Below are 22,632 nucleotides of genomic sequence, written 5' to 3'. Positions count from 1 at the left end.
CCGCTAGCGCTAAATTCTGCGCGTTGCGCAGAATGCAAACCACGGAATTCCGCTAAAGCGGAATTCAACTGCATTTTACCACACTGCCTAATTCGCTTCGCGAATTAGGAGGCGAAAGGAAAGGAATAGAGATTTCCTTTCCTTTCGCCTCTCTTTGGAATTAGGCTACCCGTTTCGGCGGACTGCCATCAGGAGATGCCTGTACCTATCCCCGGAAGGGCTCGGTCCACTGGTGAACAATCCAGGCTTGAGCGGCTTCTGGATTTCTGTCTGCTGAAGGTGGAGCGTGACAGTCTCTCCAGTCACAGATTCCAGAGCGTCAAGCAAGAAATCTGGATTAAACGCGATGCTCTGGAGGTTCAGATCCTCCACCGAGCCGTAGACCACGGTTCCCGCCACGCTCACGCCCCTGGCACGGCTACGCTCTGCCTGCTCCAGGTCCGGAATCACGGTGACACCGGTAGGCCCGTACGCGACGGTGCAGGGAACGTTCTTGAGCCCCTTCGCCTGGAGGACGGCGCGCGCCTTCTTGACCGCGCGCACCATAGCCTCTCGATCAAGGCTGAGTGCAGCGTGGCAGGTCTCCGGGAACAGCTTGCTGTACTTCGGCAGGCAGTCCGGGAGGGGTGAGCCGGTGACCTGTACGTCTCCGAACGTCAGGGTCACGTACTGGTGCTCCTGCTCTACCCCGATGGCAACGGGGCCCTCGTAGTCACGCATCCGCTTGATGAGAGGCCTGAGGGTGTCCGACGGGAACATGCCCGATACCGGCTCCTTCGCTGCCTGCCCGTCCGTCTTCGCGTCGAGCTCCGCCACTGCGAAGCGGTATCGGTCGGTGGCTGCTAGGCGCAGCGTGGTGCCATCGAGCGTCATCTGGACGGCCATGAGTCCAGGGAGGGTGTAGTCGGCACCGGCCGCGGGGGTCACGCGCGCGAGCTGGGCCAGGAACTCCTGTCCCTCGACGACGGCGAGAGTCGGCGCTGCGGTGGAAAGGCTGGGGTACTCCCTCTGTTCGTAGGCCGTGACAGGCGCGGCCATGTCGGGACTGGCCAGTAGGCCGCCCTCGACGGTGACGGGCATCCGAGCTGCTGCTGTCGGCTTCTCCCCAGCTACGGTCGCGGCAAGGATCTTCTTGAGTTCCGCGTAGTCGAGCAGGCTCGTTCCTTGGCCTACCGTCTCCGCTTCCGGAATTGAGACCGAAACGACGGTCTCAATATTGGTTGCCTGGAGAGTGACGCCACTTTCGCCGGTTGAGATGAGTACCCCTCCGAGTGCCGGACGGTTCGGGCGTGCGGGAACTCCGAACTCAATGAGCTTCAATGCTCGGGTCAGGCTCTTGTGTGAGGTAGTGAATTTAGCCGGTTCCGTGGATGCGTGCATTTTTTCCCTGCCTGGAATTTGGGTTCTTGGTTCGTCGGCGGCCTGCCACTGGCCTACCGACTTAAGAACAGTATAGGGGTTGAATCACTGATTGTGGGGCGGCACTCCGAAATTGGACAACAAAAATCCGCGCTCCCTGGGGCGCGGCCCGTCGGGCGCCCGGCCCGTTTAGTGCGGAGCACTTACGGGCTGCGACCCCGGCAGCGCGGAGCGCTTCAAGTCGGGTGCGGAGCGCCCGACTTGAATGCCGGGGGCGCCGTGCGGAGAGCGCGGAGCGCTCGCTCGGGCGCGGAGCGTCCGGCCGCACAGTGAGCCGCGGAGCGGCTCACCCGCTGGCGTCCGACGGGCCGCGCCCCAGGGAGAAGGTCACCACCCGCACGTGACCGCACTCTGAAAGCCGCTATTTGGTAGATATCGGCCGATATTGGCTTGACATCGTGACCGAAACCCTATACTGTTTTCCTGTTGCTTCGCTATGTCTCATGCGACTCTTGGAATATGGGCGTTAGCATGAACGGCCATTGGCGGGCCACACCATGACCATCCGTCACGGAGGAGGTAGGGATGCAGGCCAGCGAACAGCCGACCATCGTCGGGGGTCCGCCTGAGGAAGACCCCCGCCCCAGCTGGAGCATGCCGACGCTCGCACGGACTGAGTGGCTGTTCCTCGTCGCCGTCATCCTCGGCGCTATGGCAGTCGGCGGCATCGGCCTCTACTCGTCCTTCGACAACGTCACCAAGCACATGGCGCGAAAGGGCTTTGAGCACCCCCAGCTCGTGCCGATCGCCATCGACATCGCGATCCCCGTTTTCAGCGTGGCCTACCTCTTTCTGGTACGCCTCAACATGTCACTGGCCTGGGCCAGGTGGATCTCCTGGGCCCTCACGGCCGTGACGATCTATCTCAACGTCACGAGCACCACGGAACTCGACGCCCAGATCGCACACGCCGCGCTGCCCTCTCTGTGGATCGCCTTTACCGAGATCCTCGCGCACGTCTATCGCGTCCAGATCGGCGAAGCCACCGGCACCCGCCACGATCCGATTCCTGCCATCAACTGGGTGCTCGCCCCGGCCGCCACCGCCCACCTCTGGCGGTACATGCGCCTGTGGAAGGTCACCTCGTACGACGCGGCCCTCAAGAAGAAGCAACAGCGCGTGCGGGCCATCACCGCACTGCGCCGTTGCTACGGGCGGGGATGGCGCGCCAAGGCCCCCTTGGAGCTCAAAGCTGAGCTGCGCCTTGGTGCGCTGACCGCGCGGCAGGTGTACGCCATGTACGAGCTCGGCGATGACCCGAAATCTGACGACCTTCTCGCGCTGGCTGTCGAGCGCGACACCGAGACCGCGAACCCCACTTCCATCGCTCCCCTCCCTGTACAGCGTCAACTGGAGATCCCTAACGAGCCCACGGCACTTCCCGTCGGAGCACACAACGTCTCCGTTCCCGACGGTGACGTCCCGTACGTCGCCAGCCACGACGTGCCCATCCACGACATGGACGGGTGGATCTCGGCAAAGGCCCGGGAAGAGCGCGAAGCAAAGGCCACGGAAGAGCCTCCGGTCGAGACCCGTGACGAGCGGGAGCAACGGGAGCAGACCGAATTCGACGACCGTCGCGAAGCCAACTACCAGGCCGCTGTCGCCGTCGTACGCGAGTACATGTCCTTGGGCGTGGAAGTAACGGGGCCTGCGATCGCCAAGGACCAGCGCGTGCCTGTCGGAGCCCGCACCGTACAGCGGTACTTTCCCCGCATGCAGAACGAGGGCATCCTCCCCCGTCAAAGCACCTCTTCCGACGCTCACCAGTAGGCCACCCCACTGCCAGACAGCGGTAGGCCCGGCGCAGCACCTGCGCCGGGCCTACCGCTGTCTGGCAGTGCCCAGCGGGATCCCCTGCACGGTCGGCGAGATGTCCCGCAGCAGCTCCAGCACCTGCCGGAAACGCGGCTCCGGCAGACCCGCCGGACAGCGCACATGCATCACGCTCGACGCCCCAGTCCCTCGCTCGGTCACAGCCCTCACCTCCACCCCCACATAATCGAACACGCGAGACGCGGGAGGCCCCTTCCGGACAATTAATGTCCAGTCACTAGACATGTCTAATAACTGGACGCAGCATAGTGGGGTGAGTACCGCACGAGAAACCGCGCTCGCCGCTCTGCGCGAGTGGTCCGTCCCCGGCCGCCGCGCCGACCTCGCCACAGCCGCCTTCGCCGCTGGCGCCACCGTTATCGAGATCACCGAGGCCGCCCGCGTCGGCAGCCGCCAGACCATCTACGACGACCTCAAATCCCGGGGCATCGACCCCCGCCACGACCGGCCCAAGGAGCAGCTCGCCATGACCGCACCCCTGACCATCGACGGCCTCACCGGCCTGGACGGCGACGCCGACGGCCGCGTCATCCTCAACGCCACCCACCGCTACCTCGACGAGCACCCCACCGGCGACGGCATCGGCGACTTCGAGGGCGGCCTGGTCCGCCTCCACGAGGCGCTGCGCGTCTACAACACGCTGCGCCCGCTGCTCGCCGCCGAGCAGCGCGCCCGCCAGGAGCGCGACCGCGCCCTGCACCTCGTCGACATCCGCTGGGAGGCGCTGAGCAGCGCCGCGAACTGGCACGCCGCCCACCACGCCTACGTCCTCGCCGTCGACAACGCCCGCACCGCCATCACCACCTGGACCCAGCACGCCACCACGGCCAGCGCGGACCTCCCGTTCCCCGGCCACGCAGTCCACGCGTACACCGACCGGATCCTCGGCGCGGGCCACCCGCCCCTCGAACCCCTCGACATCGACGTCACCGACGTCGCGGACGACCTGCGCGCCCAGCTCGACCAGACCCACGAGCACCGCCGTACGCTCGCCGCCGAAACCCTCGGCCTCACCCAGGCAGGCACCCGATGACGAAGCATCGCCACCAGCTCCCCGCCCTCCTCGACGCCGCCGCCAGCCTCCTCGACCGCCTGGAGGACACCGCCGGGTTACGTGCCGGGTTCCACCCCACCCAGGCCGAGGGGGTCCGCCTGCACGTGAAGACCGGACTCCCCTACACCGACGAGGTCGGTGCCCTGGACCGCATCGGCGCGGCGCTGAGCGCCCCCGTCGACCACACCCGCAGCGAGTTCATGGGCCGCGCCACCGTGACCGGCACCTGGTGCGGCATCGCCGTCCACGCCATCCACCTGTACGCCGACACCCCGCACATCGACAAACCGTGCACCCAGACGGCCGCCGAACTGGCCCGCCGCGTCCGCGCCCTGATCCCCTGGGTCCGGCACGACTGGACCCAGCACGCGCAGAGCGTCCACGTCTACGACGAGAACGGCACTCCCTGCGTCCACGTGGTCCTCGCCTCCGACGGCGACCTCGACGAGGCCCTCGCCGCGCTCCTCGACACCACCGGCCCCCTCCAGTACCGCCACGAGCGCAAGCACGACTACGTCGCGCACGGGTCCGTACTCCTCGACGACGGCACCGTCGTCACCGCATCATCGATCGAATCGCAGAGCACCCCGAACTGACCGCCACAGCAAGGCCGTTCACCACCACCCGCTCCGGAAAGCGACATACCGTGTTCGACCGATTCGCCATCGACGACGGGCGGCATCTACTGACGATCGTCATCGACGAGGACGCTTCCACGTCCTCCGGGACGGCCCGCTACCGGGCCCAATGCTCCTGCCACCGGATGCCCGCGCACCCCGCAGGAACCCGTGACCAGGCCCTCACCGCCCACCTCGCGCACCTCGGCACCCGCCTCGGGCCTCCCCGCGGCCCGGCCTGGCTCCCGCTCTGGGCCCGCCTCGCCATCCTGACCGTGGCCATGCTCGCGATCTGGGGTGCCTGCTACGCCACCGGGCGGATCATCGCCCACGACGTCACCGGCGCCACCAGCACGATCATCATCGGCGGAGCCCACCTCGCGGGCCTTGCCCTGGCCTTCGGCCTCATGGTCGCCGCCCGGCACTTCATCGCACCCACCCGCGCCTGAGCACCCGCGCAAAAGGGCGGTCGCAGCCATTGCAGCTGGCTGCGGCCGCCCTTCGCCGACTCTACGCACAACACGCCGGATCAGCTCCGCCCCGGTGCCGCCGTGTCCACCACCACCGCAGTCCGTTGACCGGCCATGGACCTTCTCGCCGAACTGCACGCCGAGCTGGAGCTCGACGTCGCGATCATCTGGGTGTGCCGCGCCTGCCCCGTACAGGGCCGACTCACCCACGCGTCCGTGGACGCCGCCCGCCACGACGCCGCCGCCCACGCCATCTGGTGGCACCGCGACACCCTCGCCCTCACCGAGATCGTCCTCCGCCTGATCCCACAGCGGGAAAAGGACCTCCGCGCCCGGGTGTCCCTCCGGGACTCCGGGTTCACCGGCGGCGACACCGCCGAGCCGGAGCTCGCGCTCGCACCCCCTCTGGAACCCCTCTACGAGGGCCAACTCTCCCCGATTCAGCAGGAACTCGTCTGCCGCGCCGTGGGATGCCCGGAGGACTCCCGCCACCGCCGCCGCCACCGGAACACCGGCCAGAGCACACCCCTCGCCACCCCGTGACGAGGCGGGCGCCTACGCTTGCCCGAACGCAGCCGGACGAACGAGGAGGACCGATGGCCAGTCGCGGCAGCGCTCCGGACACCGCCCCGCTGTGCATGATCCCGTGGGGCATCTGCCCCGACCACGGACCCACCCTCACAAGCAGCCGCACCGAGTCCTGGTGCCACTTCCCCGACTGCGGCCGCCGCTGGTCCTACGACCGGCTCGACCAGCCATGCGCCGAGCTCGCCACCCACACCATCACCGACCGCCACAGCGACGCCATCACCGCCTGCGCCGTCCACGCCTCCGAGGCGACGCAGATGCTCGACGGCGCCACGGTCGAACCCCTCCCCTAGATCACCGCCCCGGGCCGTCCTCCCCGACCGGCCAGGTGGCCACGAACCGCGCCAGCGCGGCACGCTGCCGCGCCTCCTCGACCAACACCTCGGCGAGCGCCTGGCGGTCGACATACGCCTCGACGGCGGCCAGGACCAGGCGCTGCAGCTCGTCCGCGTCCAGCGCCTCGACCTCCCACTGCACCGGGGCCCGCGAGTCGTACCCGTGACGGCGCGCCCAGGCCGCCCACCGCGGATCCGACGCCTTCCCCACCGTGGGTGGCAGCCCGTACTCCTCGACCTGAGCGCGGGTCAGCAGCACCCGCTCCACCCGCGCCCAACACCCCGTACGCGCCACCCAGTCCCGCTCGACGTCCTCGCCCGAGCAGTCCCAGTCCCCCACATACAGCAGCACCGCCGGACGCCGGTCAGCCGCCGTCCGCTCACGGACAAGCTGCGCGTACGGCTCACTCGCAAACCCCCGCACGACGAGCACCGGCACCCCCAACTCATCGACCCAATCGGCGATTTGGGCGCGCAGCGTGTCCTTCTCGCAGCACACATACAGCGCCACCGCCTGGCCTCGCGTGCGGTCCAGGCGGAACGATGCGGGCAGCGCGGCGAGCAGCTCGCCGGCCTCCGCCCACGCGGGCGGCACATGCACCCTGCGCGTGCTGTCGACGAGGTCGGGGCCCAGCCCCGCCCGCCGGGCGGCCGCGAGCTTCGAGGACAGCTTCCGGTACGCCCACGGGCGGTTGGGGATCACTCCCTCCCGCGCCGCCAGCGTGTAGAAGAGCTGTCGCAGCGTGACCGGAGTGCCGTACTCGGCCGCCACCACCCGCGCCCGCTCCACCACCTGATCCCACACGATCGCCACACAGGTACAAGTACCCGCCCCGAGGGGCCTCTTCGGCCCGTCCCGGAGCGTTCCCGCCGTTCCCTCTTGCGGGTGACGTCGCGCGGCGCTGCCGTGCGGAAGCCTGGGACGCTGTGACTCAGCGCTTCAAACGGAGTGCTCACTGCCTGGAAACGATCCACCGAAACCCGTCAGGGGGCCGCGCGTCACGGCTGGCCGAATCCCAGGGCGGCGTAGCCGTTGATGATGTCGAGGGCAGTGTTCACGGCCGCGCGTCGTTCGGTGGGCGGCATCCGCTCGCACTCGCGGTACATGCCGTCTGTGGTCCTGCCCTGGGCTGCGCGGGCCAGGCGGCGGAACTCCGGACTGCTGGCTTGGTTAGGCAGGTCGGGGTCGGTGTGGGAAGGCGGAAGATGACCTTCAACGTTGATGATCACGCCGCAGGCGAGTTCCACCACACGCGCCGTGGTCACTGCGTCTTCGACCAACAGCGTCAGCGTTACGTCCTGACACGAGACGCAGCCCTCGAAGACCGCACCGGTCACGGCCTCGAACAACGCACTGTCAGCCTGCCAACCGGCAGGCTGCGGCACAGCTTCCAAGCTCCACCCGCGATGCGCGTGCTCCTCCTGAGCACGCGGCTGACGCGGCTTACCCGGCTTCTCACGTCCCATGATGACCCCCCAGTGCGCACGGACAGACCATCTTGTCACCGTAGGACACCGCGCAGCACAGCACGGGCTATACCGCTCAACCCCAACTAAAGGAGGGCGGCCCGTGCATGGACCATGCCGCCATGCACGACGCCTGAGAACTCCTCTTTAGACGCGCTGCGTGCACGTCACCGGAACCTGGCCCCCGCGCACGAGCCTCCAATCCGAGCCGCTGCGGCCGCATTTGGTATAGGTGTCCCCGCCCCGATTGAACGTCGTCGCGCACGAGGTCACCTTGTCGCCACGGTGCAGGACATGGTCCACCGGATCACTGACCGACGCCGAGGAGGCCCCGCCGGACGGCCTCCTCACCGCCACCCGCTTCCCTGTGATCTTGTACGTGTGGCACTTCCGCGCCGCGACGGACGACACATCAACGGTGGCGTGCGACGCGGTGACGGGCACGGCCACCGGAGCAGCAACGGCGGCTGGAGCGGACAGGACACCGGCGGCGAACGCGGCGGCAACAGCCGCCCTAGTGATGATCTTTCGCATACCGCACCAACTCAGTGCCGGGGCGCCCGACACGGCCACACCGTCACGATCACTCCCACGCGGGACCCGCCTCAACGGTGCACCTTGATGCACGGGTTCCCGTTCGCCTTGATCGCGGCCGCGCACAACCACGTCCCGTCCTGGAATCGCCGGTCTAGCCGCCACGTCGCTGCGGCGCGGCCGCCGTACGCCTTCGGCTTCTTCCACCTGGTGCTCGACATCGTGACCACGCTGCCCGTGTGCGCGTAGACCTGGAACCGCTCGCCCCGGCGGATCCTCTCGCTGGACACCGTCACCCTGTCGACGTGCAGGCCCTTGCCCCGCACGTCGATCGTCACGCCCTCGGCGCTATCGCTCGCGCTCATCGGCGGCAAGGCCGACGCGGGAGCGGCGAGGAAGACAACAATGGCCGCAGCGGCGGCGGCCTTGATCACAATTCGCATGATCGGCCAACTCCCCCGCCAGCCAACAGTCACGGCCCCCCGCGCCGATCACCCGGACTAGTGGACCCACCGTGCGCCCACCACCCACACCGGCCCATCTAGGACACCGTGGGGGCCATGCACCGCCTGCTCACCCTGACCCTGGGACTCGCCGCCCTGACCATGTGCGGATGCGTGGCCGTCCCCCACCACCCCACCGCGCCCCCGCCCACCCGGTCCGCGGCCGCCACCACGCCGAGCCCGACCCCACCGGCAACACGCCCCGCGCAGCCCGCCGCGCGCGAGGCCCTTGTCACCATCCGGCGCCCCACCAGCCACCGCACGACCAAACCCGCCACACCACTACATCCGGCACCGCCACCCGCCACACACCGGACGGAAGCACCCCAGCCCGCACCAGCCCGGCCGCGCCCCGCAGCCCACCCCGCCGCACCGCCCGCCGCCGCACCACCGCCACGACGGCGAACTCCCACCCCGCATCACCAGCCAGCCCCCGCACGCCGCCCCGCCTCCACCCCCCGCTACGACATGAGCGACGTGTGCGCAGCGGCGGCCCGCGCCGGAGTCGACCCCGCGCTGGCCGCCATGTGCCGTAACTCCTACGGCAGTTGAGGAGCCGCGGCGTATGTTCAGCCCGGATCGATGAGGCAGGCCAGCTCGCGGCTGCCCTGCGTACAGACAGCCCGCAACGGCGAGCTCGTGGGGCACGAGCGGCTCCTACCGGTGCGCCCGCAGGCGCTGGCCGATCCACCCGGGCAACGGTGCCACTGGCACGTCGCGGACGACCACGTACGGCAGACCGCCGATGACGGAGCCGGGCCCGACCAGGTAGCCGCCGCTGCGGCGACCAGGACCGCGCACATCGATCCCGGGACCGAGCTCCGTGCGCCCGCCCGAGACGCTGCCGATGGTGCAGCCCGCAGGCGCCCGGAAGTACAGATGCTGACCCCCGCTCGGGGTGGCCACGGTGAACGTCTCGGGCACCGCCTCCCCGAGCCCGTCGGCCAGGGAGGCGAGGACACCAGGGCCGTCGTCGTCGCCGTGGACATCGAGATCCAGGGCGACGACGTGGGAGGCCCGGCACCCGACGCCGACTCCCCGCCCGGCCAGCAGGTCAGGCAGCCGCTCGGGGAGCAGGGTGGCCTGGCGCTGCCACCCGCGCTCGGGGACCCGGCCGCCGATCGGGAGTGGGAAGACCGCCAGGCCCCGCGAGACCGCCGTACGCGCGGCGGCGAGGACCTGCGGGCACTCAGCGGACCAGTGCCAGAGCTGCGCCGGGTTACGGCGGTGCTCGGGGCAGTCGTCGCGCTCGCCTCCCTCGGCGACCCCTCCGCAGCCGACCTTGGGGCAGGTGCAGGCTCGGAAGGCGCTGCCACCGAACGGCCTGCCGTGCCGCGCGTACCCGCTCGCGCTGATGACGGCCTGGACGTCGCGGACGTTCACGCGGCCTCGACCTCGTCGTCGTCCTCGTAGCAGCAGCACTCGCCGTACGGGTCGCCGCGACCCCCCGCCCCGCACTCCGGGCAGCCGTACGGGTCGTCGTCCTCGTCGTAGTCGCCGGTCGCGGCCCGCATCTCCGCATGCCGCCAGCCAGTGCACTCGTACTCGCACCCACAGCCCTTCTCGCACTCCGGGCAGACCATGCCCATCAGCCAGCCGCACCGGCCGCACAGGACCTGGTTGCGCGGGTCGGCCTGCTCCTGACGGAGGTAATCAACGGCCTCCTTGTACGTGTTGATGTCCACGTACTCAGCGAGGTACCGCTCCAGCGTCTCCCGCTCGTCGGCGTCGGGATGGTCCAACAACGCGATGGCACAGGCATGCTTGATGCCCAGCTCGGTCTTGAGCTCAGCAAGCTTCTTCTTTTTCGCTGCCATCTTCGGCATCTCAAGCTCTTTCCCGCGGCTCGCGGTGATCCCAGACTCACCGGCCGCTCAAGAGCGAGACCAGCGAAGGCGAAGCGTGGAGAGGGCGGCTCAGCCCCGAGGACCTTCGGTGTCGCTCGTCCGGTCTGGGCCAGACGAAACCGGGCCACGAGCCGGGCCCACGGTCAAACGACCGCAGACCCAACCCTAGCGGACTGGCCCCGTTCAGCGTCCGCGATCCACGAGGCGCGTCATCCCTCCACGCTTCGCTGCACGCTGTCATCGACGCCCAGCTCGAGGACGTCGGTGCCGCTGTCAGACTCGATGGTGACCTCGATGAATTCCTCCCCGTCGTCGGTCTCCCCGAAGTGGATATCGAGAACCTCGACGAGTTGGTCTCCCCCGTCGGGGAGCACGTGGTCGCCCACGTTGAGCTCGTACACCCCGACGGGCTCGACTTCAGGCTCCCCTGCGCCGAGCTCGTCGTCCTGGTCGACGTCGTCGAGGTCCGCGTCTTGGTCGACGTCATCGACGACGTCGGCCGGGGCGATGGCGAGCGCCGTGCCTCCGGACACGGGGCCGTGCGGTGGCTGCCCGCCAGTCAGCTCTCCGATGTTCCCGAGGAAGTCGAACGGGTCGGTCTGGTCGGCGTCCGCCTGCATGCGTGCAACGAGCTGCTCCCACACCTGACGGTCTTGGTCGGTGTAGTCCTCCTCATCGGAGGGTGTCAGGAGCCGAAAGACCTGTACTTCGCCCGGGCCGTGGTCCGTGGTGGCTGTGGCGCGGCCCGCGATGCTGGGGAGGTCGCGGCCGATGCGGCTGTCGTCCCACAGCATCGCCGCGGCTTCCTTGGTGGTGCGGTCCAGGCTGATCCGCATCCGCAGGGAGTCGCGGGCGAGGCCCGTCAGGAATTCTGCGTCGGGGCGCTGGATTCCCAGCACGATGTGGATCTCAGCGGTACGAGCCAGAACGACCATTTGCTTCCATTTGGAGAGACAGGGGTGCTCTCGCCCCTTGAGTTCCTTGTCCGCAGCTCGCATGGCCTGCCAGGACGCCTGAATCAGCTCCTTGAATACATAGAACTCATCCAGGACGAACAGAATTTTTCCGAATTCGCCCTTCCGTGCCGTCCGGTTCTTGATCTTCCAATAGCGGCTCATCATCTCGCCGTGTGACCGCGTGATCGCCATGGCGATCTCGTCGACTTCTGTGATCACTCGGACGCCCGGGGTCCCGACGAAATCGAGATACTCGGTCATCTTCGGGTCGCAGATGACAACCGGAACACCAAGGACTCGCGCGCCGACGACGAGATTTCGGATGAATACTGTTTTGCCGCCGCCGGTGGGACCGATGACGAGACAGTGCGGTTTCTTGCTGCCCAGCTTCCACGATTCGATCTGATTGTTTTCCAGGACCGCATAGGGAAGTTCATGCTTTCCAGGCTTGTGGAGCAGAGGGTAGGGCACATTGCTGGGAAATTCGGGGCGCAGCGTGAAACGCACACAGTCGTTTTCGAAGTCCCAGATGTCGCGCCATTCTCCGGGCAGTTTGGAATCGAGCTGCATGAGGACGCGCTGTCGGAAATTCAGCGACAGGTCGCGCGACGTCGTCGGGTAGCGGACTTCGATCATGGTGGGGGTGTCGCCGTCGAACGCGACATCGGTGACGCGGGCTGACGCGCCCATGATCGAGCAGACGACATCGGATGTGCGGCCGCGCAGGCGGGTGCGCTCGGGGGTGTCGTCGGCGGCGGCCGCGGTGACCGCAGTGTCGCTGTCGATGATCTGTGTCGCGTCAGGGGTCTGCTCGACGACAGCGACAAGGCGCCGCTGTGTCGGGTGCCATGTCGCGACAACCTTCCCGCCGAGCCGCTTGGCGATGATGTCGCGCACCTCTTGGCGGGCCTTGTCGTCGCGCTCCTTGAATGTGGCCGGGTAGCGGATGACGATCCGGGTGGCCAGTCCGCGCTGGCGCCTGGACCCCTTGATCTGGTCCGGCCGGAACTCCGGGCCGAACGCGGGCACGAGAGCGGCGTGCAGGTCGCGGATCGGGCGGGTGCGGCGGGCTCTGCGCACGGCGATGAGCGAGCCGAGTACGGCCACCAGCGCGCTGGTGATCAGTCCGGGGAGCCGGTACTGGGGTTGGTGCAGAAGCTGGGTGGCGGCAACGCTGATCATGGCGAGTCCCACGCCGTACATGACCGGACCGATCACGGGTGATCGGTCCGGGTCGGCGGTGGTGCTGGGCGCGGCCATGCGGGTTCCTCCTGTCGGTGACCTGGGGCGACGGCGCGCCCCTTCTCTTCGGGCTTGACAGCGGATGCTAAGCTGAGGCTCTGAATCGCAGCGAAGCGAGACTCTAAGGACTCAGCTTCCATCCACTTCCCGCCCTTTCGAGGCGGGATTTTTTCGTCACACGCTGCCCTCCTCCCCCTTCCCCCCTGCCTTGGGCCGCCTGGCTCGCGCGGGCTTCCTCGGGGGCTCTGAAGGAGTGCCTCCGGCCCCCTGGCGGCGCTTGAGGGCCCGCACCTGGGCGCCCCTCTGGGCACCTGTCGGGCTGGGCCCGGTGCGCAGCTTGTCGACGGCCGGGAACGGCTGGCCGCGGTTGTAGGTCCGCTCGAGGTAGCCCACGGTCGCCTCGATCGAGGCACGGACGAGCTCGGAGAGGTTGTGATAGCCGTCCGGCTTGAGCTGGGTGTGGTGCTGGGCCGCGCGCAGCCGCGTGATGAGCGAGGGGGGCAGGCTGAACGAGGCGGACTTCATCGCCTCGACCTCGATGCCGGCCTCTTCTCCCTCCGCCTCTGCGGACGGTGTCGTGGTGCGCTGTCGCCGCGCCGGTGCTGTCGCTGTCGCCGCGGGTGTCATGTCGCCCTGCCCTGTCGCTGTCGCGGCGGCGGGTCCGGTGTCGCTGTCGCCTCTGTCGCCTGTCGCGACACCCCCCTCTGTCGCTTGTCGCTGTGTCGCCATGTCGCTGTCGCGCGTCATGTCGTCATGTCGTCCGGGTCGTCGCTGTCGCGTGTCGCTGTCGTGGGAGGGTGTCGCCGGTTCCGCTGTCGCCTGTCGCCCTGACGCGTCATCGGACATGTCGCTGTCGCCGTCGGGCGTCCTTGTCGCGACGCCCGCGACGATGACGTCGACCGGGTCGGGTTCACGTCGTGGCTGGATTACCGCAGGCGCTTTCCGCATTTTGCTGTGCCTCGCTGTCGTTTCGTTTTCCTCAGCCCCCATCAAATACCCTCCGTCTTTTTCAGCAGACCGTCGTAATAGCTCTGGTAGGAGTCGGCGACGTCCTGGAGGTCTGTTCCGTACTCGCGGCACGGAGCGTGATAGCTCTCGATCGCCTCGGATACTCCGACCTTGCGCGGCACCGGAGGAATCAGCAGCTTGTCACCGAAAGCGTGTCCCATTTCTGCGAGCACTCTTTCGGCGTCCCTGTTTTTTTCGTAGGATGCGACGATAAAGCCCGCGATTGTGAGATCCGGATTTCCTTTTCGGGCAATTCTCTGCGCCGTGTAACGCATTTCTTCGGCCCCTTGCGCACCCCACATGGTGGCGCGTGCGGTGATGAAGAGCCATTCCGCGCCGAGGAGACCAGTGGCCGAGAGCTTCCCGATATCGCGTGGCAGATCGATGACGATGTCATCCACCAGGTCATCTATTTCGCCGGAGATCCTGGCATTCCTGAGAACCGCCATGCCCTCAGGAGTGATGTCTGCCTCTCGGTTTGCGAGGAATCGGTCAGCAGAGGCGACACAAATTCCCTCCCAGGCTGTCGGCACAAGGACATCGCGCAGCCCCAGCGGCGAGTCGGGCGACAGCGCGTCCTTGATCCCCACCCGTCGGCTGTCCGGCTCCAGGACCGCCGACCCGTTGCCCTGCGGATCAAGATCGAGAAACCCGACCCGGCGTCGCCGTCCGCCGCGCCTGCGGCGCGTGGCGGCGTATGCGATCTCCAGCGCGGCGGTGGTGCAGCCCGCGCCGCCCTTCCCTTTGCCCACGGCAATCCACATGCATGACCAGCTCTCTCCCCTGTGACTCCCCCCTTGGAGTTACAAGGGACACGATAGAGCTCAACACCTGACCTGCTAAGACCCGGTGACGACATGCGTTTACGGACTCCACAGACTGCGCCGGACGGCCTATCGTGGGACCCGCACGCCATATCCCGTTAGTCACATGGAACTTGACGGGACATCACTGAGCCGAAGGGTGTCACCCGATGTCAGTCACCACCCCGAAGGGAAACAAGCCCCGGCGATCACGCGCTCACCTGCGCCGCCGCGTGCTGACCGTCACCGCCGTCACGGCGCTGCTCCTCGCCGGTCCCCAGGCCGCCATGGCGCAGGCCGCCGTCCTGGGCGACCCGACCGCCGCCGTCACCGTGAACACCGGCGGACTCAACAAGCTGCTCAAAGACAACATCCTGCCGCTCGCCGTGCTCTTCATCGGCATCCTCGTGGTCGCCAACGGCCGCAAGAAGGACATCAGTTCGTCCCTGACGATGACCGGCATCGTGCTGCTCGGCCTCGGCGTCGTGGGCATCTCCCTGAACGCCATGGGCGTCGGCACCGCCATCTTCGGCCTCGTCACCAGCGGCGGGTGATCGCATGCAGATGCACAGCGATGACGAGGTGTACCAGGTCGACAACGTCTTCCTGGGCCCTCCCGGGTTCACCTTCTGGTGGCGGGCACGCCACCAGGCCTACGCCGTGGGCGCGGCCCTCACCGTGGTCCTGCTCATCGTCCTCAGCATCGTCGGGCTGATGGCCTTTTGGCCCATCGCCTTCGGGCTGCTCCTCGTGGTCGCCATCACCCGCCGGATCGGCGAGGACCTCACGTACGACCACGGCATCCGCAACATGCTGACCACCCTTTCCCACGAGGTCCGCGCACCACGGTCAAAGAAGCACCAGGCCACCACCGTCCGGCTGTCCATCCGAAGCCTTCGGCGGCGCAGCTACCTCTGACCGCGGCCTCACCCCTGACCTGCCCAACACCTGAGGGGAACACCGATCTTGAAGCGCACCAAGACCAAGAACGGGACCACCAATCCCGCCCCCGCAGGCCGTAAGCGCGGCCTGTTCACCAGCACGTCCAGCACTCCGGCCGCCCGCGACCGCGTCCAGAAGGCGGGGCTGCAGCTCACCGACATCGTGGGCAATCTGACCGTGACCCGGTCCGGATCCGTCACGGCCTGGTTCGTCGCCTCCCCCATGCGCTGGAGTTTCCGGACGAACGCGGACTGCAACGCCCTGATCGCCGGTCACGGGCAGCGCCTGGCCGAGCTCATGGGGCGCCGCATCCATCTGCGGATCACCCACCGGCCCTACCCAGTGGCCCGCTGGGCGGCCGCCCTGCACCAGTCGGTCATCGACCCTCTGCCCAATTGGTCGCAGTACCTGGCCGACGAGCAGCAGAAGGTGGCCCGGTTGCCCCTGGACGACAAGGTCGTCTACTACGGCGTGGAGGTCGGCCGGATCAGCAGCCTCGGTCTGGCCGTCCAGAAGCTCGTGCGGAACGCGGTCGACAACCAGCTCGCCTCCCTGCAGCGTGACATCAGCGACGTCACCCTCATCATGGCCGGGCCCGGCATGAACGCCGCCCCCGCCGAGGCCAGTGACATGGACTGGCTGATGACACGGTCTCTCGGTCTGGGACTGCCCGCTCCCCTGCACAGCCGTCCGACCCCGACAGAGACCTGGACCACCACCGACCTCGCCGAGTGGACCGACGGCATCGAGTGGACGTCTCCTTCGCCCTACTCGCCCCACATCACGGTGTCCGGGAACCGCAACGGCCAGCGCGTCGAACGTCTCGTGTCGGTGCTGACCATGGGCCGGATGGAGCTCCCGCAGATCCCCGAGAGCAACTTCGGGCCGTGGCTGCAGCGCCTGGACCAACTTCCCTTCCCCTACGAGGTGTCCGCGACCATCGAGGTCCGTGACTCGACCGAGGCGGGCAACGAGATCGTCAAACAGCTCGATTCCGTCCGCTACCAGGTCAAGCACCACCGCGAGCACCAGGTTGACCCTCCGCTGTCCCTGCAACGCCAGGCAGCCGCCGGGCGGCTCATCGAGGACGACATCCGCTCAGGCCCGACGGGCCTGAGCGCGCGCACCCGGTGCTGGGTCCGTATCGCTGTTGCCGCCCAGCGTGAGGAGGTACTCCGGGACCGGGTGAAGAAGGTCAAGGACAAGTACACGCCGCACGTCCTGATCGAGCACCCCAAGGGCCAGTACGCCATGGCCAGGGAGTTCATCCCGGGCGAGCCTCTCTCCAGCCAGGCCTACGTGCGGCGCATGCCGGTGCGCACGCTGGGCGGGAGCCTGCCCGCGGTCAGTGCCAGCGTCGGTGACCGTGAGGGCTTCAACTTGGGCTACACCTCCGGAACCGCGCGCCGTCCGGTGATGTGGCACCCCTGGCGGGCCCAGGAGCTGCGCGAGTCCTCCGGCCTCACCCCGATCGTCGGCACCCTCGGGTCCGGCAAGACGGCCTTGAGCGGCGCCACGATCTATCACTCGGTGACGATGGGCGTGCCGTTCGTGGTGCTGGACCCGTCCGGCCCGGTCGGGCGGATGTGCCAGATGCCTGAGCTCCGGCCGTACTCGAAGGCGATCGACCTGATGGCCAGCGAGCCCGGCAGCCTCAACCCGTTCCGCCTGGTGCCCGACCCCAACCCCTCGCACTACAGTGCCGAGGCCTACCGCGAGCACCCCGACCCGGCCAGCGCTGCGGCGCACGCCTACCACCGGGAGATGCAGCGTGCGGCCGGGCACCGGCGCACCCTGGCGCTCGACGTCCTGCTCTCCCTGCTGCGCCCTGAGATCTCCGCGACCCCGGAGACGCACCTGGTGATGACGAAGGCGTCCCAGGCCGCCGACACCTCGGTGCACGCCTCTCCGCACGGCATCATCGACGCGCTGCGCAAGGTGGGCGGCAGCCACCAGGAGCACGCAACCGACATCGCCGATCTGCTGCAGACCGCCAGCGAGCTCCCCCAGGGGCAGTTGATCTTCCCGGCGGCCGACGGGGACGACAGCTATCAGACCCGGCACTGGCGCCTGGTCGTCCTCAACCTCAGGGGCCTGTCCCTGCCCGACAGCTCCACCCCGCGCGTCGACTGGAGCGAGGAAGAGCGGCTGTCCATGCCGATGCTCTACCTGGCTGGCTGGTACGCGCAGCGCTCGATCTACGCCCGCGACCTCCACGAGAGGAAGGGCCTGCTGCTCGACGAGGCGCACGAGATCCAGCGCGTCTCATCCGGGCGTGAGCTGCTGCGCAAGACCGGCCGGGATTCCAGGAAGCACAACGTCCGCTCGCTGATCTCCACCCAGGACGCGCAGGACGTCATCGCGGCCGGTGTGGAGAACTGGGTCGACAGCTGCTTCGTTGGCCGCACTGTGGGCCAGGACGCCCAGCGTGCCGCCCTCAAGCTGCTGAAGGTCGAGCCGGGCAACGGCTACGAGGAGATGCTCGCGAGCCTGTCCGCGCAGGCCCAGGACGCCCAACAGCGCCGCGGCAACCGCGAGTTCGTCATGTCCGACGGCGCGGGCGGCATCGAGCGGATCACCGTTCCGCTGCGCCACCGTCCCGAGCTGCTGCGTGCCCTGGACACCACCGCCAACCCGCACCGCGACGCCCACGGCGCCGCCACGAGCAGCAGCAACCCCTGGGCCAACATCAGTCTGGACACGGGGGTGCGCGCATGAGCTCCCGACTGTCCCGCATCCGGCTGCGTCTGGCCGGTCGCATCGCCCCGGTGCTCGCTCTGCTGATGATGCTGCTCGTACCCATGATCGGCATCGCCGAGGCCACCCCGGCATCGAATCCCGTCGCCCAGGCCCCGGCCGACCGGGCGGACTGCGAGCTCCTCAAGGGCGGGCCCGCCTACAAGTACTGCATCGAGGGCGAGGACAAGAAGGGCGACGGCAAGGGCGACGCCAAGGACAAGGAGACGGAGAAGGGAGGCACGGACGAGGACAGCACGGGCTCCTCCGGGGACACGGCCGAAGAGGACGACCCGTGCAAGTACGTCAAGGGACCTGCCGAGGACCAGTGCCGGAAGGACAAGAGCAGCCCGCTGGACACCATCACCGGCGACTGCAAGGCCGCCCCTGACGTCGAGGCGCCCGGCGAAGGCATGCTCGGCTGGGTGGAGGAGGGGCCCAAAGCCGCCGACCTGCCCCCGACCCGCAAGCCGACGGCCGCGAACGCGGACGCCTACCTGTACGAGCAGTACGGCTATGCCGGTCTGCGCTGGAGCACCTACGACCTGGGATGCGGCGGGGCACTGCGCGACATGAACGCAGCCTCCGACAACGCCATCGCGAACAAGGTCTTCACGTGGGCGAAGTTCTGGACCGCGATCACGGTGAAGTTGCGGGTGTACGCCACGACGGACAGCGCCCTGAACGCGATGGACCCGGTCGTCGAGCGCGCCACCCGTGCCGTCCGTGACGCGGTGTACTCGCCGTGGATCGGCCTGTCCCTGCTGGCGCTCGGCATCGTCATCGTCCTTCAGGCCCGCAAGCGCAATGTGCCCGACGTGATGAGCCGGATCGTATGGGCGCTCATCGTCATGGCGCTGGCCACGGGCGTCGCCAGCTACCCGGTGGAGGCGTCCAAGTTCGCGGACACCGCGATCAACTCAACGGTGTCCGCGATCGACCAGGCCTTCGCCGACGTCGACCTGAACGGTGACGGCAACGACAAGCCCAAGAACGACGGCGGGGACGACGGGCTGACCCCGGTCACCTACAGGCCCGCTGTGGACCCCGACACTCCTGGCGCCCCCGGCAACCCGTCCTACCCCGACAAGGACAAGGACACCGGGCCCGCACAGAACACCACGCACGGCAACATGCTGGTGCACAGCGTGCTCTATCAGCAGTGGCTGCGGGGCGAGCTGGGCGACGACGACAGCAGGACAGCCAAGAAGTACGGCATGCAGCTGTTCGACAGCCAGGCCCTGACCTGGCGCGAGAACCAGCTGCCCCCCACCACTCGCTCCAAGGTCATCCAGCAGAAGAAGGCGAAGTTCGAGGAGATCGCCGAGAAGATCAAAAACGAGGACCCGAGCGCCTACGAGGCGCTCACCGGGAAGAAGGAGGGGCGCGTCGGCGCCTCCTTCATCGCCAACTTCCAGTCCTTCGCCAGCAACCTGTTCAGCATGATGGCGGACCTGATCATCACCGGCGGCAAGATCATGATCAAGTTCGTGGTGATCACGTTCCCCGCCCTGGCCGTCATCGGACTGCACCACAGGATGCGCGGCACCGTCCGCAACGGCCTGAGCGCCGTGGCAGCCGCCGTGATCAACATTCCGATCTTCGCGACCGGCGGAGCCATCGACGTCCTGATGGTCCGCGAACTGTCCGACGAGAGCGTCGACCTGCCGAGCTGGTTCAAGTGCGTGCTGCTGCTCCTGGTGACGTACGTGCTCTGGAAGATCTGCAAGCCCTTCACCCGCCTGAGTGCCATGGCCAGCCCGAATCAGAACTGGGTGGCCGACGCGGGCAGCGCGGTCGGCGCCCCTGGCCGACTCGCCCGCAAGTACGCGCAGTACTACGTGGTGCGGCGCGCCATGAAGGGCATCATGGGCGGCCGCGGCCGCAACGGCGCGGACATCGATGGCGACGACGCCGACGAGCTGCCCGGCATGGACGACCGCGAGCCCGGACCGGCGCAGCGTGATGACGGGGCACCGGACCTGGAGCACGGCGACGCGGGCAACCGCGGCGACTGGTGGGCTCCACAGGGCTCCGGAAGCGGAGGCGGAGGCGGCCCGCAGGGGGGCGGCACTGGCGGCGCGCAGGCCGCGCTCGACCCCGTCCCGCTGCACGCGGACTACGAGCCCGACGAGGGGCAGGACGCGCAGCACCCCGGGCGCCAGCCGTTCCCCGACACCTACCAGCCCGCCGTGCAGCGCCCGCACGCCGACGATGACGTGCTCGACGTCGACAGCTGGTATGTGGACGAGCCCATGGACCCGGCCGGTGAAGACAGCCCCGACCTGCCGCCCACGGGCGGGCGCCCACGGTGGAGCGATGACAGCGGCAGCATCCCCGTGCCGCCCCGCACCGCAAGCCCGGTGCAGACCACAGTCCCGGTGCAGACAGTCCCGGTGCAGTTGCCCCCCGCCCCTGCCAGCACCGCACCGACCGGCACGGCCTCGGAGTTGCCCGCGCCGCGCAGCAGCAGGCCCAGTCCGCGACCGGCCGACGGCGGCGGGGTCGCGGCGGCACTCCCGGCCCCAGAGGGACCGCTGGCACCGACCGCTCCGCAGGGCGACCGGCCGTACCTGCAGCCCGACGGAGGACCCACCGTCGTTCCGCCCTCCGTCGGTGAGGACGGCGGCCAGGTGTTCGTCATCTTCAACCCGACCAACGGCTTCGAGCTGCGCGACGAGCGCGAGCAGAGCCTCGACGACGAGGAGCAGTGATGGGTGACCTGGTTCGCCAGTTGCTGCACTGGCCGCTGTACAGCGTGCGCCGTCTGCTCGCCACGCTCACCGTGATCGTGGCGATCGTGATGGTCGTGATCCTCCTCAACTCCACCAGCGGGGACGGCCAGGAAGCGGCCGCCCCCGCCCCCGCACCGGCCTCCTCGGGGACCGGCGCCCCCTCGGCGGGCCCGGCCCCCTCCCCCACTCCGTCGGTGTCGGGCTCGCCGGACTACGGCCGGGCCATCGACATCGCCCGGGACTTCGTGACCGCGTGGGCCAGCCACCCCGACGACGCGACGAAGTGGTACGTGGCCACCGCCCAGTTCGCCACGGACCGGATGGCACGCAAGCTGACCAGCGTGGACATGCGCAACGTGCCCGCCAGGCGGGTGACCGGCACGCTGCGTCTGACCGACACCGGCGGCATCGGCCAGACACAGGTCGCTGTGCCCACGGACGCCGGACCGGTGTCCGTCACCCTCGTCGCTGACCCGACGGCCGAGTGGCGGGTCGATGACCTGCAGCCCGGCGCACAGACGGAGCGGTGAGCCATGGCCCGCCCGCTCCTCGTGCTCACCGCGGCCGCCGCCGGGGGCGCCCTGCTCATCACCACCCTGCTGTCCAGCGCCGCGACCGCGCCGCTCGACAGCGTCAATCTGGGCGATGTGGCGTGCGCCATCGCCGACAGCAAGCTCAACCCCAAGGGTCTCGGTCTCACCCCCGAGCAGACCCGCAACGCCGAGACCATCGTCTCGGTCGGCGCCCGGCTCGGCGTGCCGGTCCGTGGCCGCGTGGTCGCCGTGGCCACCTCCCTGCAGGAATCCAGCCTGATCAACAAGCCTCACGGCGACCGGGATTCGGTGGGCCTGTTCCAGCAACGGCCGAGCATGGGGTGGGGCACCCGGGAACAGCTCATGACGCCGACCTACGCAGCGGCGACGTTCTACAGCCGTCTAAACAAGGTCAAGGGCTGGCAGAACATGAAGGTGACCGAGGCCGCGCAGGCAGTCCAGCGGTCCGGGTTCCCCGACGCGTACGCCAAGCACGAGCAGAAGGCCGTGCAGCTCGTCGCGTCCTCGAAGTCGACACCCGGCGGGGTGCAGCAGATCAACAGCAGCTCCGGCTGCACCCCGCTCAGTACACCGGCCTCCGTGACCACCACGGGCTACGTGTCTGTGGCGATGGGCCAGGTCGGCAAGCCGTACAAGTGGGGCGGCACCGGCCCGGACTCCTTCGACTGCTCCGGATTGATCGTCTACGCCTGGCGGCAGAAGGGCTATCAGCTCAAGGTCCGCACCTCGCAGCAGATGCACGACGTGTCCGTGCCTATCCCGTCCGGCCGCGAGCGATCCGGCGACCTGATCTTCACGCGGTTCGAGTCCGGCGGGCCCGCGCACGTGATGATCGTGGTCCGCCCCGGTCTCGCCCTGGAAGCGCCGCGCACGGGTCTGGACGTGCGGGTGCGCGCGTACGACCCGGCCGCCGAGAACATGAAGTTCGGGCGCCTGCCCGCGAGTCAGATGGACCCGATCGCCGCGCAGGCATGACAGGGGGCACC

General features: G+C 68.6%; 23 protein-coding genes. 13 read left to right on the top strand and 10 right to left on the bottom strand.

From position 1 onward, the window contains the following. Window positions 1-165: 165 nt before the first annotated feature. Complete coding sequence (locus tag AC068B_RS40800) at window positions 166-1,320, bottom strand: DNA polymerase III subunit beta family protein (RefSeq protein ID WP_478676520.1); 1,155 nt, start codon at window positions 1,318-1,320, stop codon at window positions 166-168. Between the two features lie 624 nt (window positions 1,321-1,944). On the opposite strand from AC068B_RS40800, the gene AC068B_RS40795 reads away from it, so the two are divergent. The 6 genes from AC068B_RS40795 (at window position 1,945) to AC068B_RS40770 (ending at window position 6,277) form a co-directional block, all read left to right on the top strand. Then, the gene (locus AC068B_RS40795; protein ID WP_478676519.1) at window positions 1,945-3,192 is read left to right on the top strand and encodes a DUF2637 domain-containing protein; all 1,248 of its coding nucleotides are present in this window, start codon (window positions 1,945-1,947) and stop codon (window positions 3,190-3,192) included. 316 nt (window positions 3,193-3,508) lie between these two features. Beyond that, window positions 3,509-4,288, top strand: a complete 780-nt coding sequence (locus tag AC068B_RS40790; protein WP_478676518.1) for a hypothetical protein — start codon at window positions 3,509-3,511, stop codon at window positions 4,286-4,288. Beyond that, a complete protein-coding gene (locus AC068B_RS40785) occupies window positions 4,285-4,905 on the top strand; it encodes a hypothetical protein (RefSeq protein ID WP_478676517.1) in 621 nt (206 codons plus the stop codon). The genes AC068B_RS40790 and AC068B_RS40785 overlap by 4 nt, the downstream gene beginning before the upstream one ends. A 50-nt stretch (window positions 4,906-4,955) precedes the next feature. Continuing rightward, on the top strand, window positions 4,956-5,375 hold the full coding sequence (locus AC068B_RS40780) for a hypothetical protein (protein ID WP_478676516.1): 420 nt from the start codon (window positions 4,956-4,958) through the stop codon (window positions 5,373-5,375). Between the two features lie 135 nt (window positions 5,376-5,510). Further along, window positions 5,511-5,939, top strand: a complete 429-nt coding sequence (locus tag AC068B_RS40775) for a hypothetical protein (RefSeq protein ID WP_478676515.1) — start codon at window positions 5,511-5,513, stop codon at window positions 5,937-5,939. Window positions 5,940-5,992: 53 nt separating this feature from the next. Beyond that, a complete protein-coding gene (locus tag AC068B_RS40770) occupies window positions 5,993-6,277 on the top strand; it encodes a hypothetical protein (RefSeq protein ID WP_478676514.1) in 285 nt (94 codons plus the stop codon). Between the two features lies 1 nt (window position 6,278). On the opposite strand, the gene AC068B_RS40765 is transcribed toward AC068B_RS40770, so the two are convergent. The 4 genes from AC068B_RS40765 to AC068B_RS40750 all read right to left on the bottom strand — a co-directional run bounded on the left by AC068B_RS40765 (window position 6,279) and on the right by AC068B_RS40750 (window position 8,763). Continuing rightward, window positions 6,279-7,133 (bottom strand): hypothetical protein, encoded by an 855-nt coding sequence (locus AC068B_RS40765; protein ID WP_478676513.1) that lies wholly within the window; start codon window positions 7,131-7,133, stop codon window positions 6,279-6,281. Between the two features lie 185 nt (window positions 7,134-7,318). After that, a complete protein-coding gene (locus tag AC068B_RS40760) occupies window positions 7,319-7,786 on the bottom strand; it encodes a hypothetical protein (protein WP_478676512.1) in 468 nt (155 codons plus the stop codon). A 147-nt stretch (window positions 7,787-7,933) separates the two neighbouring features. Next, window positions 7,934-8,320, bottom strand: coding sequence for a hypothetical protein (locus AC068B_RS40755; RefSeq protein WP_478676511.1), 387 nt, complete (start codon window positions 8,318-8,320; stop codon window positions 7,934-7,936). A gap of 71 nt (window positions 8,321-8,391) precedes the next feature. Beyond that, window positions 8,392-8,763: a hypothetical protein gene (locus AC068B_RS40750; protein ID WP_478676510.1), complete on the bottom strand. Its 372-nt coding sequence runs from the start codon at window positions 8,761-8,763 to the stop codon at window positions 8,392-8,394. A gap of 117 nt (window positions 8,764-8,880) precedes the next feature. Here AC068B_RS40750 and AC068B_RS40745 point away from each other — a divergent pair, with 117 nt between their 5' ends. Further along, a complete protein-coding gene (locus tag AC068B_RS40745; protein ID WP_478676509.1) occupies window positions 8,881-9,375 on the top strand; it encodes a hypothetical protein in 495 nt (164 codons plus the stop codon). Between the two features lie 105 nt (window positions 9,376-9,480). Here AC068B_RS40745 and AC068B_RS40740 read toward each other — a convergent pair whose 3' ends face one another. From AC068B_RS40740 to AC068B_RS40720, 5 genes are all read right to left on the bottom strand, one after another. Then, the gene (locus AC068B_RS40740) at window positions 9,481-10,206 is read right to left on the bottom strand and encodes a bifunctional DNA primase/polymerase (protein WP_478676508.1); all 726 of its coding nucleotides are present in this window, start codon (window positions 10,204-10,206) and stop codon (window positions 9,481-9,483) included. Further along, window positions 10,203-10,640, bottom strand: coding sequence for a hypothetical protein (locus AC068B_RS40735; protein ID WP_478676507.1), 438 nt, complete (start codon window positions 10,638-10,640; stop codon window positions 10,203-10,205). The genes AC068B_RS40740 and AC068B_RS40735 overlap by 4 nt, the downstream gene beginning before the upstream one ends. Before the next feature lie 239 nt (window positions 10,641-10,879). Then, on the bottom strand, window positions 10,880-12,886 hold the full coding sequence (locus tag AC068B_RS40730) for an FtsK/SpoIIIE domain-containing protein (protein ID WP_478676506.1): 2,007 nt from the start codon (window positions 12,884-12,886) through the stop codon (window positions 10,880-10,882). 156 nt (window positions 12,887-13,042) lie between these two features. Continuing rightward, the gene (locus tag AC068B_RS40725; RefSeq protein ID WP_478676505.1) at window positions 13,043-13,495 is read right to left on the bottom strand and encodes a hypothetical protein; all 453 of its coding nucleotides are present in this window, start codon (window positions 13,493-13,495) and stop codon (window positions 13,043-13,045) included. A 362-nt stretch (window positions 13,496-13,857) separates the two neighbouring features. Further along, window positions 13,858-14,640 (bottom strand): ParA family protein, encoded by a 783-nt coding sequence (locus AC068B_RS40720; protein WP_478676504.1) that lies wholly within the window; start codon window positions 14,638-14,640, stop codon window positions 13,858-13,860. A gap of 209 nt (window positions 14,641-14,849) precedes the next feature. Between AC068B_RS40720 and AC068B_RS40715 the strand changes: the two genes are divergently transcribed. Genes AC068B_RS40715 through AC068B_RS40690 form a run of 6 tightly spaced genes read left to right on the top strand, consistent with a single transcriptional unit; the run spans window position 14,850 to window position 22,621 of the window. Beyond that, entirely contained in the window at window positions 14,850-15,233 is a 384-nt protein-coding gene (locus AC068B_RS40715; protein ID WP_478676503.1) for a hypothetical protein, read from the top strand. A 4-nt stretch (window positions 15,234-15,237) separates the two neighbouring features. After that, on the top strand, window positions 15,238-15,597 hold the full coding sequence (locus AC068B_RS40710) for a hypothetical protein (protein ID WP_478676502.1): 360 nt from the start codon (window positions 15,238-15,240) through the stop codon (window positions 15,595-15,597). 48 nt (window positions 15,598-15,645) lie between these two features. Continuing rightward, window positions 15,646-18,339: an ATP-binding protein gene (locus AC068B_RS40705; protein ID WP_478676501.1), complete on the top strand. Its 2,694-nt coding sequence runs from the start codon at window positions 15,646-15,648 to the stop codon at window positions 18,337-18,339. After that, on the top strand, window positions 18,336-21,071 hold the full coding sequence (locus AC068B_RS40700; protein ID WP_478676500.1) for a hypothetical protein: 2,736 nt from the start codon (window positions 18,336-18,338) through the stop codon (window positions 21,069-21,071). The genes AC068B_RS40705 and AC068B_RS40700 overlap by 4 nt, the downstream gene beginning before the upstream one ends. Continuing rightward, on the top strand, window positions 21,071-21,622 hold the full coding sequence (locus AC068B_RS40695) for a hypothetical protein (protein ID WP_478676499.1): 552 nt from the start codon (window positions 21,071-21,073) through the stop codon (window positions 21,620-21,622). Before AC068B_RS40700 ends, AC068B_RS40695 begins: the two co-directional genes overlap by 1 nt. A 3-nt stretch (window positions 21,623-21,625) precedes the next feature. Next, window positions 21,626-22,621: a C40 family peptidase gene (locus AC068B_RS40690; RefSeq protein ID WP_478676498.1), complete on the top strand. Its 996-nt coding sequence runs from the start codon at window positions 21,626-21,628 to the stop codon at window positions 22,619-22,621. Window positions 22,622-22,632 lie beyond the last annotated feature (11 nt).

The organism is Streptomyces sp. NPDC042371 (assembly GCF_056437465.1).
This window is presented reverse-complemented; position numbering and strand designations above follow the sequence as displayed.